This window comes from Aestuariivirga sp., assembly GCF_041738905.1.
Taxonomy (GTDB): domain Bacteria; phylum Pseudomonadota; class Alphaproteobacteria; order Rhizobiales; family Aestuariivirgaceae; genus Aestuariivirga.
Map to the genome: position 1 here is coordinate 1 of NZ_JBGSOZ010000138.1, position 17,011 is coordinate 17,011.

Consider the following 17,011-nt stretch of genomic DNA (forward strand, 5'->3'; position numbering starts at 1 on the left):
GCAAGCCGCCCGACAACGCCCGGAACGGCCGCGCCATCAGGGCGGCCCACCCACACGGCGATGGTGGTGGTGCCGTCAAAGCCCACGGCCCAGGCATCGCGATAGCCGTAGGATGTGCCGGTCTTGAAGGCGATCTGACCACCGATGGCGTTCTCCGGCACGGGCGCGCCTTTCAGCACGTCACCGATCATCCATGCGGCGTTGGGTTCGAGCAGGCGGCGCAGCGGCTTTGCATTGCGCCGCTCCGAGATGCGCCAGGCCAATTGGGTCGGCTGGCCGCCGCGAGCGAGTGCCACATAGAGTGAAGTCAGATCGGTGAGCCTGATTCCGGCACCGCCGAGGCCCACGGCAAGGCCGGGGCCGGCATTCTTCGGTAGCACCAGCTTCACGCCCGCATTGCCAAGGCGCGCCATCAACCTGTCCGCACCGATGGCGTTCAATATCTGAAGCGCCGGGACGTTCAGCGATTGCTGGAGCGCGGTCCTGACCGTCACCGTGCCATGGAATGTATCGTCGAAATTCTCGGGCGCATAGGCGCCATAGCGGACAGCGCGATCATCGATCAGGGTTTCAGGATGAACCACGCCGTCCTCGAAGGCGAGGCCGTAGATGAACGGCTTGAGCGTGGACCCCGGAGAGCGGAGTGCTGTGGCCAAGTCCATCTGGCCCGCGCGGATCTGATCGAAATACCCGGTGCCTCCCACATGCGCGCGAACTTCGCCCGTCTCGTTGTCGGCCACGAGGATGGCGGCAGCGACGCCCGAGCCGATGGAGAGGGCGCGGTCACGTGCCAACGTTTCGAGCGAGGCTTGCAGTTCGCGCGACAGCGTCGTCTGTTCCACCGTGCCATCAGGCACTGACTTCGCGAGACGCTCAGCCACATGGGCGGCCAGCATGGGGAAGGCGAGGCGGCCCTTGGGAGCTTCCTCGATGGAGGCAGCTTCGGCCTGGTCGGCATTGATCACGCCGTCATTCGTCAGCCTGCGGATCACCCGGTTGCGCGCGGACTCCGCCACCTTCGGCCTGCGGTCGGGACGGCGCGATTCGGGCGCCTGCGGGAGCGCCACGAGAAGTGCCGACTCGGCGGTCGAGAGGCGTTTCGGTTCCTTGCCGAAATAGGCGAGGGAGGCCGCACGCGTGCCCTCGATGTTGCCGCCATAGGGCGCCAGCCTCAGATAAAGATCGAGGATCTCCTGCTTCGAAAGTTGCGCCTCGATCTGCACGGCGCGGATCATTTCCGCGATCTTGTCGGAGACGCGGCGCTGTGGGCGCGGTTCCAGCAGGCGCGCGACCTGCATGGTGAGCGTGGAGCCGCCCGAGACGATGTGGCCATTGGAGATGGCTTGCCATGCCGCCCGCATCAGCGCCTTCGGGTCAACGCCCCCATGCCCGTAGAAGCGCTTGTCCTCATAGGCGATGAGCATGGCGAGGAAACGTGGGTCGACCTGGTCTGCAGTGACGGGAAGCCGCCAATAGCCATCCTTCGTGATGAAGGGGCGTAGCAGCTTGCCGTCCTTGTCCACGATAAGTGTCGAGAAGGTCACGTCCTCGCCGAGCGGAACAGGCCCCAGCCGCCGCAGGGTCTCGGTGATGGTGAAGCCCGCGCCATTGACCAGCAGCACGGCGCCGAGAAGCCCCGCATAGAGGCGCAAGGGCCATCTGCTGCGGGGCCTGTTTCTCATGTCATTGCGCTTCGACGACGACGGTGCCGGTGGCTGTCCGGGCGTTCAGCTCCTGGCGGTACATGTCTTCGACGAAGGCGCTGGGATGCGCATAGGTGCCCGGTGCCACGGCGCGGACCATGTAGGCCAGCTTGGCGGTCGAGCTGGTGAAGCTCGCCACGAAGCGATCATCGCGGAACTCGGTGTAGCTTGCCCAGGTCGAGTCGGTCAGCCACGGGATATTCGCCGTGCCGCCGGAGGATACCAGCACCGGGTTCTCGATCTCGAATCCGGCGGGCAGGGCATCGACCAGCAGGAAGTTGCCAGTCTCCGACTGTCCTCCGGTCTTCATCACCGAGAGCACGGCGACGAGGCGGGTGTTCTGCTTCACCGTTGCGATGTCGGCAGGCTCGCCCGCCGTCGTGAAGTATGTCCGCTCCACGATGAGGCCGTTGCTGGAAGCGGGCTCCGCGACGAGCGGCGAGCCCGACACGGCGACCACGGCCTTCAAGGCATCCATGCCCTGATTGACGACGCGGATGTCTTTCGTGAGGGCCGCCTCGCGGAACACACGGTTGAGGCTTCCGTCATGCTGTTTGCCATCGACGTCGAGGCGGATCGTCTTCGCCTGTTCCTGAACCGCGATCGAGGCCAGCACCATCCACGACATTTCCTGTGTCGAGGCGTAGTTCGAGCGCGCACGCTCCACCTCGATGGCGCTCATCGCGGTGCGGATCACCTCGGGCTTTGCTTTCGCATCGGTCGCCAAGGCAAGGATGGCGGAGGCATCGCGGAGCGTGCTGCCGTAGTCGGCACGGTAGAAGCCGCGGTTGGTCGACTCGACGGCCTCGCCAAGCGCCTCGATGGCGGACGCAAACGCCGTGTCGGCGCGCTCGCGGTCGCCCAGCATAGAGAGTGCAGACGCCACTTGCGCGCGGGCCAGCGGCGAGCCGAAGTCCGAGAGCTTGGTGTCCACGAGGTATTTCAGGTCGCCCACCGGAGCCCGGCCGGCACGCGCCAGAACATAGAGCGCATAGGCCATGTCCTGGCCGCCGCCTTGCTCGATGTCAGGCGCGTTGCCCACAATGTTGCGGATATAGTCGAGGCCGCCCACCAGCACGTCTTCCGGCACATCGAAGCCCTTTTCGCGGGCACGAAGCAGGAAGTCGGTGACATAGGAGGAGAGCCACAGGCTGGTGTCGTCGCCATAGGCCGACCACAGGCCGAAGGAGCCCGAACCCGACTGGCGGTTGACGAGGCGGGCCACGGCCTGCCGCATCCGCTCGTTCAGTTCGCCGTCGATCTCCTTCTTGCTGACGCCGAGTTCACTCAGATAGAGCAGCGGCAGCGCGCGGCTCACCGTCTGCTCCGAGCAGCCGTAGGGGTAGCGGTCGAGGTCGCGCACAAGCCCAGCCGCATCGAGCTGTGGCAGCGGGCTCACCGAGAGCGCCACCGAGCCGGTGCCCGGCAACATGCTGGCCAGCAGATCCTTGTTGATCGTCAGCGCGCCGCCGTTCGCCATCAGTGGCAAGGTGGTGCGCCGCGTGACCATCGGGTTGCTCGGCACGACGCCCAGCGCATATTCCTGATCGAGCAGGATATCGCCGGGGCCTTTCAGCGTGGCGATCACAGTTGCAGTTCCCGGTCCCGATCCCGTGATGGGAACGAAGACCGTGGTGCGGGCACCGGCAGCGCCGATGGTGACCTTCTGGATCGCCGTTCCGGCCTGCGGTGTCACCGGCCCGTCGATCGAGACGCCAAGCGTGTAGTCGCCGGCGGGCGCTTCGGCATTGATGATGTCGAAGCGCAGCCGCGAGGAGTCGCCGACCGCGAGGAAGCGCGGCAGCGTGCCAGCGACCACCACGGGATCGCGGACGATCACGTCGGTTGAGGCATGCCCCACCTTGTCCTTGCTCCAGGCGACAGCCATCACGCGCACAGTGCCGTTGAAGGCGGGGATTTCGAAGTCGACGGAGGCCGTGCCATCAGCCGCCACCTTGACGATGCCGGAATACTGGCTGAGCGGCTTCTGCGTGGGAGGGGGAGCGGTGAAGGCAGCACCACCGTCACCGCCGGAGCGCAGCTTGCCGCGCTCGCCCTGCATGCCGTCGATCAGCACGCCGTAGATGTCGCGGAGTTCGGCCGTCAGGCGCTTCTGGTCGAAGTAATAATTCTCGGGCGCAGGAGGATTGTAGCGCGTGAGATTGAGGATGCCGACGTCGACCGCCGCAACCGTGATGAAGGCTTCCTCGCCGGGAGCGAGATTGGCGATCTTCACCGGCACGGTAAGCTTCTGGCGCGGCTTCATCATCTCAGGCGGCGTGAGTGCTACACCCAGCGTGCGGGCCTCGCGGTCGATGCCGAACCAGGCCACACCCATGGCGCGGGACGGCATGCGCTTGGCTTTCACGTCCATCGGCTTGTAGAGGCTCGCCAGCACATAGGCGCCAGTGCCCCAGCCTTCACCCACCGTGAAGGGAATGGTGAGGCCGCCTTCTGGCACGTCCACCGTCTGCGTCGCGAGCAGTCCTTCTCCTACGATCTGCACCGTGGCCTTGCCGGAATAGCGGGCCTCGATCTTCACGTTCACCGTTTCGCCGGTCCGGGCGTCGGTCTTGTCGAGTGCCACCTTCAGCGTGTCGGGGGTGTCTGCCTTGGCAGCGTCATAGGTGTAATATCCCGACGAGAAGTCGATCGAGACGGGCGTGAAGCCAGCCGCGCCGATCTCAAGGCGATACTCGCCCCATGACAGGTTCTGCGTGAAGTCGGTGGGGTTGTCGGTGGCAAGGTCCAGCGTGCCGTTGGCGATCTTCGATGTCCGCGTGACACCTTCCCAGCGCCAGTCACCATCGACGTTGAACCATTGCCAGTCACGCGTCAGGCGCTTCAGGGTCCATGTAGCGCCTGTGGCCGCGATAAGCTTTCCGTCCTTGTCGAGGCCGATGATCTTGAATCCTGCGGCCTGGCCTTCGGGTGCTGCGCCGTTCTCGAAATCGGCCTTGATGCCGAGCATGGGCTGGCTCGCCTCGATGGGCAGGCTTACGTTCTGCTCGACCGCGCGGCCACCGGGTTCGCGCATGCGGAGCGCGACATCGGCCTTCAACGGCCGCGTCGTCACCGGCAAGTCGGGCAGGCGGATGGTGATGTCAGCATGTCCGTTGATGTCGGTCTGCGGCAGGGCCTCGGCAGTCGTCTGGATCGTGTCGGGGCGCTCGTCCATAAGGCCGAACTGATAGTCCTTCCACTCGGCGAAGGGCTTGCCATCGGGCGTAATGGTGAGGTTGCCCTCAAGGTCGAGGCCGGCGCCCGGCGCGCCGAAGAGATAGCGACCGTCGACCGACAGCAGGATGCCTTCGCCGGTCGTGGCCTTCGCGGTCTTCGACTTCAGGTCGAACTCGATGCGGTCCGGGATATAGTCCTCGACGAGGAACGAGGTTTCACCCACGGGCTCACCATTGGGGTCGGTCAGCGCCTTGATGCGCCACGTCCCGCCCTGTGCGCCGGGATTGATCGCGAAGCTGTGGCTGAAGCCGCCGGCACCCTGGTCATTGAGGGCTGTCGACAGATACTCGACGCCATCGGGCCGTTCGACGACGAGCGTTACCGGAGTGCCGGACAGCGCCACCGCCTTGTCGCTGCGCAACAGTACCGAGGCATGAACCATTTCGCCACGGCGATAGACGCCACGCTCGGCGTAAACGAAGGCATCGACAGGGCCTGAAGGAGCACGGCCTGTCACGCCGCGATCCGTCAGGTCGAAGGAAGGCTGCGTCAGGTCGACGAAGCTGTAGTCGCTCGTCAGTGACTGCGCCACGACGAGGGCCGGGGCTTCGCCTCCCTCGCCCTTCTGCAAGCCGGGCTCGAAGATGACCGTGCCGGTGGCGTCGGACTTTGCCGTCGCCAGCACCTCGTTGTTGCGGGCGATGAGGCGCACCTCGACGTCCGCCACCGGTTCGGCCGTGGCGATCGAGCGGAGGCTCACGTGCAACCCGTCCTTGCCGGTCATGGTCGAAAGGCCAAGGTCCGAGACGACAAACCACTGCGTCGCCACGGTGTCGTAGTTCTCGACCTCGCGCGATGCGGGCTCCGCCGTCATCACATAGAGGCCGGGTTCCAGCTTGCCCATGGCTTCGTCCACGGGGAAGGCCGTGGTGATGTCCTCGTTCAGGGGCGATGGCGTTTCCATCGTGCCTTCCCAGACGAGCTTGCCCTTCCGGCTTGAAATGTCGTCAGCGGTGTAGCCGCTGATCTGTGCGCGGAAGTCGGAGCCCATCACGTTGCCGATGAGATTGCGGTCGCCGATGCGATAGAGCGCCAGCTTGGCTTCCTTGCTGTTGACGGAGATGACCGGAATGCCGGTCTGTCCGGTGCGCGGCAGCACATAGCTCTTGCCCGAGAAGCGGACCGAGGGGCTGCGGTCGCGGACGTAGAATTCGAAGTCGAAGTCCTTCGCCATCGTGTCGTCGGCAGCGGCGGGAATGCCCTTGCGGGCGGTGATCTTGTAGCGCTCGCCGTATTTCAGTCCTTCGACGCAGAGGCGCGTGCCTTCCGCCGTCACCGCCGCCACGGGGCCGGGTTCCTGGGTGAAGTAGGACGTGAAGTCGGTCACGGTGCGCGAAATCGGCTCCGACATCACGAAGCAGGCGCGGGGCGGGGTCGAATCATTGTCGACTTTGTAGTCGGCGACGCGGAATCCGTGGTCCACACGCATCGCCTCGTAGGTCTCACGCGTGGCCGGGTCTTCGACGAGCTTCAGGCTTTCCTTGTAGGCCATCAGGGCAGGGCGCCAGTATTCGCGCTTGGCAAAACCCTGCGCCGCGATGGTGAGCGCTGCCGCTTCATCCTGCGGAGTGCGCACCATCGAATAGGCCTTGAGGCCCGCGCCGATCATCCTGGAAGGGATTGCGTAGCCGTCCGTGTCATTGATGGGAATCGCGATGCTCAGCTGCTGCGCGAGCTTGAGCCAGAGCGCGGCGTCGGTCGGCCGCTTGGTAAGAAGTTGTTCGAGCGAGGCCGCGGCAAGCCTCGCGTTGCTGGCGGCTTCGGCAGCCTTGATGTCCAGCATGATCTCCGGCTCGGTCTTCGTGACCTCCTTCGACAGCCTGCCGAGTTCGTAATCATAGTCGCTCAGGTAGTAGCTGAACTGGTCGACGGGGAAGGGCTTCGCGGCTGATGCGTGGGCCACGGGAAGATGCAGCGCCACGAAAGCGAGAAGCAGAGTCCAGAGGAATTGAAGGTGAACTCCCGGCAAGGCATGGGAATGGATACGATGCGCCGTCATCGGAAGTCCTCCGTCCGTCAAGTGTTATGCGGGGAGGAGAGACTCCGTCCCCGCCGCCCTGTTGTCAACGGGCACCTTAACAATTCCGCAAGGTTTGCGGCAATTTGGTGAAGGACGGTCGGTGTTTGGAAGACTTCGTGAGAAAGTTCAGGAACGCGGCTGGTCGTCATCCTGCAGGATGCGCCATGCGGCACCTTCGAGGTCGTCGTACTGGCCCGACTTCAGCGACCAGATGAAGGCCACGAGTCCAAGTCCGCCAAGGAAGAGGGCGACGGGGATGAGATAGAGCAGTCCGGTCATGCAGCGTTCCTCAGTCCGGGCCTCTCGGCCTGATGATTGGCATTCAGCATAGCAGAGGCGGGCGTTGCTGTCCTGCCCAGGCCGACGCGAAGCGCGTTGGCGATGACGATGATCGAAGACGTGGACATGGCGATGGCCGCCACCAGCGGCGACACCAGCCCGGCCATGGCGAGCGGCACGGCCAGGACATTGTAGCCCACTGCCAGCCCGAAGTTTTCCATGGCGATGCGCTGGGTGCGGCGGCTCACCTTGATGGCCTCCGCGACTGCATCGGCAGACTCACCCATGAACACGGTCTCAGCGGCGGTGCGGCCAATGTCGGAGGCTGAAGCAGGCGCCATCGATGTGTAGCCAGCGGCAAGGGCAGGCGCGTCGTTGATGCCGTCGCCCACCATCAGCACCTTGCGGCCGGCCTTGGCGAGCGCATCGACATAGGCGAGCTTGCCCTGCGGGCTGGCGCGGGAGACGGCGGTATCGATCTTCACCGTCTCGGCCACACGCTGAACTGCGCTCTCACGGTCGCCTGAGAGCAGGTGGACGGCAAGGCCCATGGTCTTCAGCCGCGAGACGGTCTCTGCCGCGTCGGGCCGCAGCCGGTCCTCGAACTGGAAGATCGAGGGCGCGCGCGGGCCCCGGCGGAAGGCGAATTCCAGAAGCCCCTTGTCGTCGGCAGCGTCTTCCACGCCGCACCACGCGCGGCTGCCAAGCTTCAGCGCCTCGTGATTGTAGGTGGCGGAAAGCCCGAGGCCGGGATGCTCCACGATGTCATTGACGGGGACGGGCGTCAGTCCCCGGCGATTTGCCTCGCGCACAAGGGCCTGCGAGAGCGGATGCTTGCTGGCCTGCGCGAGGCCTGCGGCGAGCGCCAGCGTATCGGTCGAGACCATAAGCGGCGAGACGAGGGCGGGCTCGCCCTTGGTCAGCGTGCCGGTCTTGTCGAAGATCACGGTGTCGACGCCGGCGAGCTTTTCGAGCGCTGCGCCATCCTTGATCATCACGCTGGAGCGGAACAGGCGGCCGGACGCCACGACCTGCACGGCGGGAACAGCGAGGCCCAGCGCACAGGGGCAGGTGATGATGAGGACAGCAATCGCAGCCATGATTGAATCATGCCAGCCATGGCCGAGCAGCATCCAGCCCACCAGCGTGATGGCGGCCAGCGTGTGAACGGCCGGAGAATAGAAGCGCGCCAGGCGGTCGGCGATGCGGATGTATTTCGACTGGCTCTGCTCGGCAGCCGCCATCAACCGCACGAGTTCGCTCAGGAACGTATCATTGCCCGCCGCCGTGATCTCGACAGTGAGTGGCGCTGTAAGATTGAGTTCGCCCGCGTGAACGGTGCTGCCGGGCTTCACGGTTTCAGGCGCGGACTCGCCGGTGAGCAGTGAGCGGTCCATATCGGACGTGCCAGACGTGACGATGCCATCCGCCGGAAGCCTGTCGCCCGCCGCGACCGCGACCGACATGCCGGTTTTCAGGTCCCGCGCCGCGGCATAACGCCTTTTGCCATCGGCTTCGATCACCGTTGCGCCCTCAGCCGAGAGGGAGACAAGCTGGGCAATGGCCGAGCGGGCGCGGGCGCGCATCAGGTGGTCGAGGTAACGACCTGCCAGCAGGAAGAAGAGCAGCGTGACGGAGGCGTCAAAATAAGCATGCTCGGCGCCGTTGAAGGTCTCGAACAGGCTCATGAAGGACGCGAGCAGCACGCCGAGCGAAATCGGCACGTCCATGTTAACGCGGCCCAGCTTCAGCGCATTGACGGCTGAATAGAAAAATGGCCGCCCTGCATAAGCGACGGCGGGCAGCGCGATCATGGCCGAGAGCCAGTGGAAGAGATCGCGCGTCGCGTCTTCCGCCCCCGACCAGACGGATACTGACAGCAGCATCACGTTGCTGGCCGCGAAGCCTGAGACGGCGAGGGCGCGCAACAACCTGCCGCCCTCGCGGTCATCCTTGGTGAGGCCCGTCTCGCGCGGATCGAAGGGGCGCGCCATGTAGCCGATGATGCCCAGACGGTCGATGAGGGCCTGTGGCTCGATGACACCTTCAACATAAATGACGGCGACGCGGCGGCCCGTGAGATTGACACGCGCCGACTTCACTCCATCGAGCGCGCCAAGGTCGGTTTCGATATGCGCCATTGCTTCGGGATGGTTGGCCTGCGGCGCAATGAACTCGATGCGCTTGAGGCCCGGCCCCGCCGTCGAGATCCAGCGCTGGGCGTCTTCGCCCTCAAGCTTGAAGGGCTCGAAATAGTCACCATCGATGGTGCAGCAGGGCAGCGTCACGGAGTTATTCCTTCACCACGAAGCGGAAGATCTTGTGATAGTAGGGAACCGTGTCGCTGCTGGCATCGATCTCGACCTCCCACACGCCGGGTGCAAGCTTTGCCGGAGCCGAGTAAACGCCTGGGCCGATGGCGGTAAAGGTGAGCTTCTGGTCCTGCGTATCGGTCACCGTGCGTTCGAGGTCGCCGGTGATGACGAGACCATCGAGCTTCGTTGCCTGCGCATCCTCGAAGGTGATGCGGAGCCGGTCGCCCGCATGTGAGAACTCCACCTTCCAGCCGAGCGCTTCCTGCGCGCGGGCCTTGGCAAGGTCCTTGTCGAAGCTCTGGCTCGCCACATAGCCATTGGCAACGACCAGTCCCGACCATGTGGAGTTGGCGAGATAGGCCATCAGGAAGTTAACGCCGACGATGACGCCGAAGAAGGCGACGAGCATCGCGAGAACGTGCTTGCCGGTGAGCTGCTTTTCGGTTGCGGCCATGGCCATTGTCCTCAATCCTTCTCTTCGGGGGCATGGAAGATGGCGCTGTAGTTCGCTTCTTCCGCTACGCCCTTGGCGTTCAGTTCCTCGACCTTGAATTCAAAGTCAGTGCGCTCGTCTTCCACCACGTCCTTGTCCTTGGTGGCGACATAGATCTTGACGGCCTTGAGCTTGTCGGGCTCGACGGTGATGTCGAACGTAGTGGCGGTCACGCCGTCCTGCCCCACCATTTCCATGCTGGCGCCGGGGAGCTTGCCGATCGACAGGCGGAAGGTGCGTTCTTCCTGCTTCTTGTTGAGGATCTTGACGGTGTAGCCATTGCGGATCGACCCATCGGACAGCATGACGTAGAGCGGGTTGCGGTCGGGCACCACGTTCACGTCGAGCTGCGTGCGGTTGACGAGCGTCACCAGCATGGCGATGCCGACCGCGGCCCATGCGAAGGAATAGATCATGGTGCGCGGGCGCATCAGGTGATGCCAGTCCCAGTGCTCGTTCTTGCCCGCCACGTTGGCGGCATAGAGGCTGGACGTCGTGTAGTTGATGAGGCCCTTGGGCTTGCCGATCTTCTCCATCACGGCATCGCATGCATCGATGCAGAGCGCGCAGTTGATGCATTCGAGCTGGTTGCCATCGCGGATGTCGATGCCCATCGGGCAAACGGCCACGCAGGCATTACAGTCCACGCAGTCGCCGACCTTCAAGCCTTGCGCTTCGGCCTTCTTGCGTCCAGCCATGCGGGGCTCGCCACGCCAGGCGTTGTAGGTGACGACGAGCGATTCCTCATCGAGCATCGCACCCTGGATGCGCGGCCACGGGCACATGTAGGTGCAGACCTGCTCGCGCATGAAACCCGCGAAGGTGAATGTGGTGGCAGTCAGGATGGCGATGGTGAAATAGGCGACCGATGCCGCCTGGCCCGTTATGAGCTCCACGAAAAGCGTGGGGGCGTCGGCGAAGTAGAAGACCCAGAAGCCGCCGGTGGCAATCGCGATCGCCAGCCAGATGGCCATCTTGGTCGCCCGCTTCGCGAGCTTGGAGGCGCTCCACGGCGCGGCATCGAGTTTGATGCGGGCGTTACGGTCGCCCTCGATCTTGCTTTCAACCCAGATGTAGAGGTCGGTCCACACGGTTTGCGGACAGGCATAGCCGCACCATGCCCGGCCAAAGAGGGACGTGACCAGGAACAGGCCGACGCCCGCCATGATGAGCAGGCCCGCGACATAGTAGAATTCCTGCGGCCAGATCTCGATGAAGAAGAAATAGAAGCGGCGGTTGGCGAGGTCGATGAGGATCGCCTGGTCCGGCGCATCGCCGGGGCGCGTCCAGCGCAGCCACGGAGAAATATAGTAGATGCCCAGCAAGACGAAGACGAGAATCCATTTCAGCCTGCGGAACGTGCCGGAGGCCGCCTTGGGATGGATGGCCACCCGTGAGGCATAGAGCGAGCGGTTCTCGGCCTTGTTGACCGCCGTTGCGTCGTGCGTGTCGACATCGTTGCTGGTGTCGACCGTATTGATAACCTGAACCATCATTCCCCTCAGACACCGGGTTATTATTAGATTATTCTAATATATACCCGCTCTCTGCCGTCCGCATTGTGGCCGGAGGCCGCATGCCATGCTGTCGCGGGCACGCGGTCTCCGGTGGTTGTCGATTACTGCGTCGCTGCTTCCGCAGCCTCGCCGCCGCCCAGCGTGTGGACATACACAGCGAGTTGCTTGATCGTCGCATCGCTCAGGCGGTGCGACCAGGCCGGCATCACACCGTGGCGCGGCTTCATCAGCTGTGCCTTCACGTCGGCAACGGTGCCGCCGTAGAGCCAGATCTTGTCGGTGAGGTTGGGCGCGCCGAAGTCGCGTCCGCCCTTGCCGTCCTCGCCATGGCAGCTGGCGCAGTTCTCGGTGAAGAGGGTCTTGCCCTCTTCGACCAGAGCCGCGTCCTGCTGCTCTCCGCCGAGCGAGACCGTGTAGGCAGCCACGCTGCCGATCTGCTCGGGCGTCAGGATCTCATCGGCACCGAACGCCGGCATCTGCGAGTCGCGCGTGTCGGCATTCTGGGTGTAGCGCACGCCGTTCTTCAGCGTCGTGTAGATCGCCTCTCCCGAGCCGCCCCAGAGCCAGTCGTTGTCGTTCAGGTTGGGGTAGCCGGCGGAACCCGCCGCGCCCGAGCCGTGGCACTGCACGCAGTTCACCTTGAAGGCGGCGGAACCGCCTGCGATGGCAAACCCGCGCAGATTTTCGTCCTTCAGGATGTCATCGACGCTCATCGTGGCGATCTTGTCGACGTTGGCCGCCTGCGCGGCCTTCGCCTCGCCCAGTGATGCCTCCAGATCTCCGCGCGACGAGTAGCCGAGAACTCCGGCCGTTGCCCCATGGAGCATGGGCCAGGCGGGATAGGCAATCGTGTAGCCAAGCGCCCAGATAACGCAGCCATAGAAGGTGTAGAGCCACCACTTCGGCAGAGGCGTGTTCAGTTCCTTGATGCCGTCCCATTCATGGCCGGTCGTCGCGGTTCCTGTTACTTCGTCCTTTTCGATATTGGTCGCCATGGGTCAGTCCTCGGAACCGTGCTTGAGAGGGATTTGCGCCGCTTCGTCGTAATGGGCCTTGGAGCCCGGACGGAAGACGAAGAGGGCCGTTGCCGTGAAGAAGGCGAACATGGCGAGAAGGCCCCAGCTGTCCGCAAACGTCCGCCAGATGTCATAAGTGCTCATGATGATTACCTCGACATGTCGGCTTTGAAGGTGCTGGTGTCGACCAGCGTTCCGAGCATCTGGAGATAGGCGACGAGCGCGTCCATCTCTGTCAGGCGCGGATCGCCGTCATAGTTGCGGGCCTGCGACTTCGGATAGCGACCGGTGATGTCGCCGCCGTCCGTTGCCTGCGCCACCATGTCGGCCTCGGCGTTCTCGACGGCCTCGGCGCTGTACATGTCGCCGTTGCCGTTGTTGACCGTGAGGTTGAGCGCGGCGAGGTGCTTGCCGAAGCCCTTGGGGTCGATCTCCTTGTCATAGAGATAGGCGTAGCCCGGCATCACCGACTCCGGAACGACGTTCCGCGGGTTGGCGAGATGCTCGCGCTGCCAATCGTCCGAGTAGCGGCCGCCGACGCGGGCGAGATCGGGTCCCGTCCGCTTCGAGCCCCACTGGAAGGGGTGGTCGTATTGCGACTCGGCGGCGAGGCTGTAGTGGCCATAGCGTTCGACCTCGTCACGGAACGGACGGATCATCTGGCTGTGGCAGGTGTAGCAGCCTTCGCGGATGTAGATGTTCCGCCCCGCCAGCTCGAGAGGGGTGTAGGGGCGCATGCCCTCCACCTTCTCGATCGTGTTCTGGAGGTAGAAGAGCGGAACGATCTGGACGATGCCGCCGATGGTCACCACGAGGAGGCTGAAGATCAGCAGCAGCGTGGCATTCTTTTCGATTACTTCGTGCTTCATGGCACCAGTATCCTTTTCTTAGGCCGCTGCCGAGATCATGCCGACCGGCTGCGTCACGGGCCTGGCATTCCGGATGGTGCGGTAGAGGTTGTAGACCATGATCAGCGAACCCACGAGGAAGAGGGCGCCGCCGGCGGCACGGATCACGTAGTAGGGATGCATGGCCTGCACCGTCTCCGCGAAGGAGTAGACGAGGAAGCCGTTGTCATCGTACTCGCGCCACATCAGGCCCTGCATGATGCCGGACACCCACATGGCGGACGCGTAGACCACGATGCCGAGGGTGGCGAGCCAGACATGCCAGCTGACGAGGCGGAGCGAATAGACTTCCTTCTGGCCCCACAGGCGCGGGATCAGGTGGTACATGCAGCCCATCGAGATCATGCCGACCCAGCCCAAGGCGCCGGAGTGAACATGGCCGATGGTCCAGTCGGTGTAGTGCGAGAGCGAGTTGACGGCCTTGATGGACATCATCGGGCCTTCGAAGGTGGACATGCCGTAGAAGGCGACCGAGATCACCATCATGCGCAGCACGGGGTCCGTGCGGAGCTTGTCCCAGGCGCCCGAGAGCGTCATCAGGCCGTTGATCATGCCGCCCCACGAGGGCATCCACAGCATGATCGAGAACACCATGCCAAGGGTCTGCGCCCAATCCGGGAGAGCCGTGTAGTGAAGGTGATGCGGACCTGCCCAGATATAGAGGAAGATCAGCGACCAGAAGTGCACGATCGACAGGCGGTAGGAATAGACCGGGCGGTTCGCGCGCTTCGGGATGAAGAAGTACATCATGCCGAGGAAGCCGGCGGTGAGGAAGAAGCCCACCGCGTTGTGGCCGTACCACCACTGGGTGAGCGCGTCCTGCACGCCCGAGAAGAGCGAGTAGCTCTTGGAGCCGAACACCGAGACCGGGATCGACAGGTTGTTGACGATGTGCAGCATGGCAATCGTCACGATGAAGGCGAGGTAGAACCAGTTGGCCACATAGATGTGCGGTTCCTTGCGCTTCAGCAACGTGCCGAAGAACACGAGGAAGTAAGCCACCCACACGACGGTGAGCCAGAGATCGACGTACCATTCGGGCTCGGCGTATTCGCGGCCCTCGGTGACGCCGAGGAGATAGCCGGTGGCGGCCAGCACGATGAAGAGCTGGTAGCCCCAGAACACGAACCACGCGAGGTTGCCCAGCGCCAGCCGCGTGCGGTTGGTGCGCTGGACCACGTAGAATGAAGTGCAGAGCAGCGCGTTGCCGCCGAAGGCGAAGACCACGGCCGAAGTATGCAGCGGGCGAAGCCTGCCGAAGTTCAGCCACTCGATATTGGTGAGGAGGTCGGGGTAGGCGAGTTGCAACGCCACGACGATGCCGACGAGGAAGCCCACGACGCCCCAGAAGACGGTGATGAGCGCGCCCCAGCGCACGACGCCGTCAAGATAGCCTTCGGTATCTTCCGGAGCATGGCCGAAACTGCGCGCCTTGAAGATGAGCGCCAGGATTGCCGCAGCGGCGAAAATGAACATGTGGATGGCGAATGGCATGTCCTGCGCCTTCGCCCCCATCGTGATGGCGAGGACGGCGAGTACCGCCCAAAGCGCCATCATCACAAGAGACCCGCCTCCTGATGGCGATCCCTTTCCTGCTATTGTACCAGCCCCCATGAGAGACCCCCTTTCTGAATAGTGTTCGGCTCAACGAATGCTTGTAGTGGCGTCAAGGGGCATTGACATGGATCAAAAGGACCTGCGTCAACTGATGCCGATGAGCGGTTGTTTTCAGCTTGTGGGCCAAAGGTTCAGTGGCGGGCCGATACGGCTTGATTCGCCTGCGGATCGCGCCGATCATGGCGGCTGTGATCGGTGAGTGGACCATTCTGGCCGCGGGCCTCCTTTACCTCGGCGCGCTGTTCGGGGTAGCCACCTATGGCGACAGCATGGCCCGCAAGTGGAATGTGCGCGCCGGCCGGCCGGTCATCTACGCTCTCTCGCTGGGCGTCTACTGCACGTCCTGGACCTATTTCGGCAGCGTCGGCATCGCGTCCCGCACCGGGCTCGACTTCATTCCGATCTACCTCGGCCCCATCCTCGTCTTCGGCCTCGGCTGGAAGCTGATGCAGTCGATCGCCGGCATCACCAAGCGTCACAATATCGCGTCGATCGCGGATTTTCTTTCGGCCCGCTATGGCAAGAGTCAGGCGCTGGGCGCGCTGGTGGCGGTGATCGCGGTCATCGGGATCGTTCCCTATATCTCGATCCAGCTCAAGGCGGTGTCGACCTCGTTGCAGGTGCTGATCTCGGAGCCTGACTGGTCGCGCGATATCCTTCGCCCGTCGACAGGCCTCGACGGGCTCTCGCTGCTCGTGGCCCTTACCATGGGCGTCTTCGCCATCCTGTTCGGCACCCGTCACATCGATACCACCGAGCACCAGGACGGGATGATACTGGCGATCGCCGTCGAATCGATGGTGAAGCTCCTCGCCTTCATCGCTGTCGGGCTCTTCGTGGTCTTCGGCGTCATGGGTGGGGTTGGCCCCTTCATGGAGCGCGCTGCCGCCGATCCGCATGTCAACAGCCTGTTCTCGGGCGAACTCGACGGCGGACAGTGGCTCACCATGACGCTGCTGGCGTCCTTTGCCATCGTCCTGCTTCCGCGCCAGTTTCACGTGGCGGCCGTCGAGAACGCCAGCAGCGGCGAAATCCGCCGTGCGGCCTGGCTGTTCCCGTCCTATCTCGTGGCGATCAACATCTTCGTCATTCCCATTGCTGTGGCGGGCCTGATCGTCCTTCCATTGGGCACGGACGGGGACAGCTTCGTGCTGGCGCTGCCTGTCGCCGCGGATAGCCAGCTCTTTGCCCTCATCGCCTTTCTGGGGGGGCTGTCGGCCTCGACGGCCATGGTCATCGTCGAGTGCATCGCGCTCTCGATCATGGTCTGCAACAATCTGGTTGTGCCGCTGCTGCTGCGCCGCAGGATGGAGCGCTCAGCGGTGCACCAGGACATGGGCGAGACGCTGATTCTCATCCGCCGCATGGCCATCGTCTGCGTGCTGGTTCTCGCCTATGTCTACTTCCAGATGATCGGGTCCACCGCAGCGCTGGCGCAGGTGGGCTTGCTTTCGTTCGCGGCCGTCGCGCAATTCGCGCCCGCCTTCTTCGGCGGCCTGGTGTGGAAGCGGGCGACCGCGCGGGGTGCCATGTGGGGCATCATGGCGGGCTTCGCTGTGTGGGTCTATACGCTCCTGATGCCGTCCTTCGCGGAAGCCGGCTGGATCGGCCGCAACTTCCTCGACGAAGGCCCCTTCGGCATCGGCCTGTTCAAGGCCCGCGCGCTGTTCGCCATGGAATTCAACCCGCTGACGCATGGCGTGATCTGGAGCCTGCTCGCCAATGTGACGGCCTATGTGGCGGGATCTCTGACGCGGCCGCCGACTCCGATCGAGCGGGTGCAGGCCACGAGTTTCGTCGCCCGCGAAATCCAGCCCGGCAGCGGCACGGGCTTCAAGCTGTGGCGCACCGCCGTCACCGCCGACCGTCTCGAGGATACCGTCGCGCGTTACATCGGCACTGA

The 17,011-nt window shown here is 64.0% G+C and carries 11 protein-coding genes; 1 reads left to right on the plus strand and 10 read right to left on the minus strand.

Going from position 1 to position 17,011, the window contains the following annotated elements:
• The 10 genes from pbpC to ccoN all read right to left on the minus strand — a co-directional run.
• Nucleotides 1-1,652 (minus strand): penicillin-binding protein 1C (pbpC, locus tag ACEW8Q_RS12730; protein WP_373504431.1); only part of this gene is annotated, 1,652 nt, incomplete at its 3' end.
• Nucleotides 1,653-1,683: 31 nt separating this feature from the next.
• Nucleotides 1,684-6,942, minus strand: coding sequence for an alpha-2-macroglobulin (locus ACEW8Q_RS12735; protein WP_373504432.1), 5,259 nt, complete (start codon nt 6,940-6,942; stop codon nt 1,684-1,686).
• 147 nt (nt 6,943-7,089) lie between these two features.
• Nucleotides 7,090-7,242, minus strand: coding sequence for a cbb3-type cytochrome oxidase assembly protein CcoS (gene ccoS, locus ACEW8Q_RS12740; protein WP_373504433.1), 153 nt, complete (start codon nt 7,240-7,242; stop codon nt 7,090-7,092).
• Nucleotides 7,239-9,530 (minus strand): heavy metal translocating P-type ATPase, encoded by a 2,292-nt coding sequence (locus ACEW8Q_RS12745; protein ID WP_373504434.1) that lies wholly within the window; start codon nt 9,528-9,530, stop codon nt 7,239-7,241. The genes ccoS and ACEW8Q_RS12745 overlap by 4 nt, the downstream gene beginning before the upstream one ends.
• Nucleotides 9,531-9,534: 4 nt before the next feature.
• Entirely contained in the window at nt 9,535-10,011 is a 477-nt protein-coding gene (locus ACEW8Q_RS12750) for a FixH family protein (protein ID WP_373504435.1), read from the minus strand.
• An 11-nt stretch (nt 10,012-10,022) separates the two neighbouring features.
• Complete coding sequence (gene ccoG, locus ACEW8Q_RS12755; protein ID WP_373504441.1) at nt 10,023-11,543, minus strand: cytochrome c oxidase accessory protein CcoG; 1,521 nt, start codon at nt 11,541-11,543, stop codon at nt 10,023-10,025.
• A 125-nt stretch (nt 11,544-11,668) separates the two neighbouring features.
• A complete protein-coding gene (gene ccoP / locus ACEW8Q_RS12760; RefSeq protein WP_373504436.1) occupies nt 11,669-12,562 on the minus strand; it encodes a cytochrome-c oxidase, cbb3-type subunit III in 894 nt (297 codons plus the stop codon).
• A gap of 3 nt (nt 12,563-12,565) precedes the next feature.
• Nucleotides 12,566-12,727 carry a cbb3-type cytochrome c oxidase subunit 3 gene (locus ACEW8Q_RS12765; protein WP_373504437.1) on the minus strand — a complete coding sequence of 54 codons (162 nt, stop codon included), beginning with the start codon at nt 12,725-12,727 and terminating at the stop codon, nt 12,566-12,568.
• Nucleotides 12,728-12,732: 5 nt separating this feature from the next.
• Nucleotides 12,733-13,452, minus strand: coding sequence for a cytochrome-c oxidase, cbb3-type subunit II (gene ccoO / locus ACEW8Q_RS12770; RefSeq protein WP_373504438.1), 720 nt, complete (start codon nt 13,450-13,452; stop codon nt 12,733-12,735).
• Nucleotides 13,453-13,470: 18 nt separating this feature from the next.
• The gene (gene ccoN / locus ACEW8Q_RS12775) at nt 13,471-15,048 is read right to left on the minus strand and encodes a cytochrome-c oxidase, cbb3-type subunit I (RefSeq protein WP_373504439.1); all 1,578 of its coding nucleotides are present in this window, start codon (nt 15,046-15,048) and stop codon (nt 13,471-13,473) included.
• Nucleotides 15,049-15,287: 239 nt separating this feature from the next.
• On the opposite strand from ccoN, the gene ACEW8Q_RS12780 reads away from it, so the two are divergent.
• Nucleotides 15,288-17,011: sodium:solute symporter family protein (locus ACEW8Q_RS12780; RefSeq protein WP_373504440.1), on the plus strand; the 1,724-nt coding region annotated here is incomplete at its 3' end.

Excerpts from the sequence above, each read along its gene's own strand:
- ACEW8Q_RS12735 (WP_373504432.1), bottom strand. The coding sequence starts at position 6,942 with ATGACGGCGCATCGTATCCATTCCCATGCCTTGCCGGGAGTTCACCTT.
- ccoS (WP_373504433.1), bottom strand. The coding sequence starts at position 7,242 with ATGACCGGACTGCTCTATCTCATCCCCGTCGCCCTCTTCCTTGGCGGA.
- ACEW8Q_RS12750 (WP_373504435.1), bottom strand. The coding sequence starts at position 10,011 with ATGGCCGCAACCGAAAAGCAGCTCACCGGCAAGCACGTTCTCGCGATG.
- ccoG (WP_373504441.1), bottom strand. The coding sequence starts at position 11,543 with ATGGTTCAGGTTATCAATACGGTCGACACCAGCAACGATGTCGACACG.
- ccoP (WP_373504436.1), bottom strand. The coding sequence starts at position 12,562 with ATGGCGACCAATATCGAAAAGGACGAAGTAACAGGAACCGCGACGACC.
- ACEW8Q_RS12765 (WP_373504437.1), bottom strand. The coding sequence starts at position 12,727 with ATGAGCACTTATGACATCTGGCGGACGTTTGCGGACAGCTGGGGCCTT.
- ccoO (WP_373504438.1), bottom strand. The coding sequence starts at position 13,452 with ATGAAGCACGAAGTAATCGAAAAGAATGCCACGCTGCTGCTGATCTTC.
- ccoN (WP_373504439.1), bottom strand. The coding sequence starts at position 15,048 with ATGATGGCGCTTTGGGCGGTACTCGCCGTCCTCGCCATCACGATGGGG.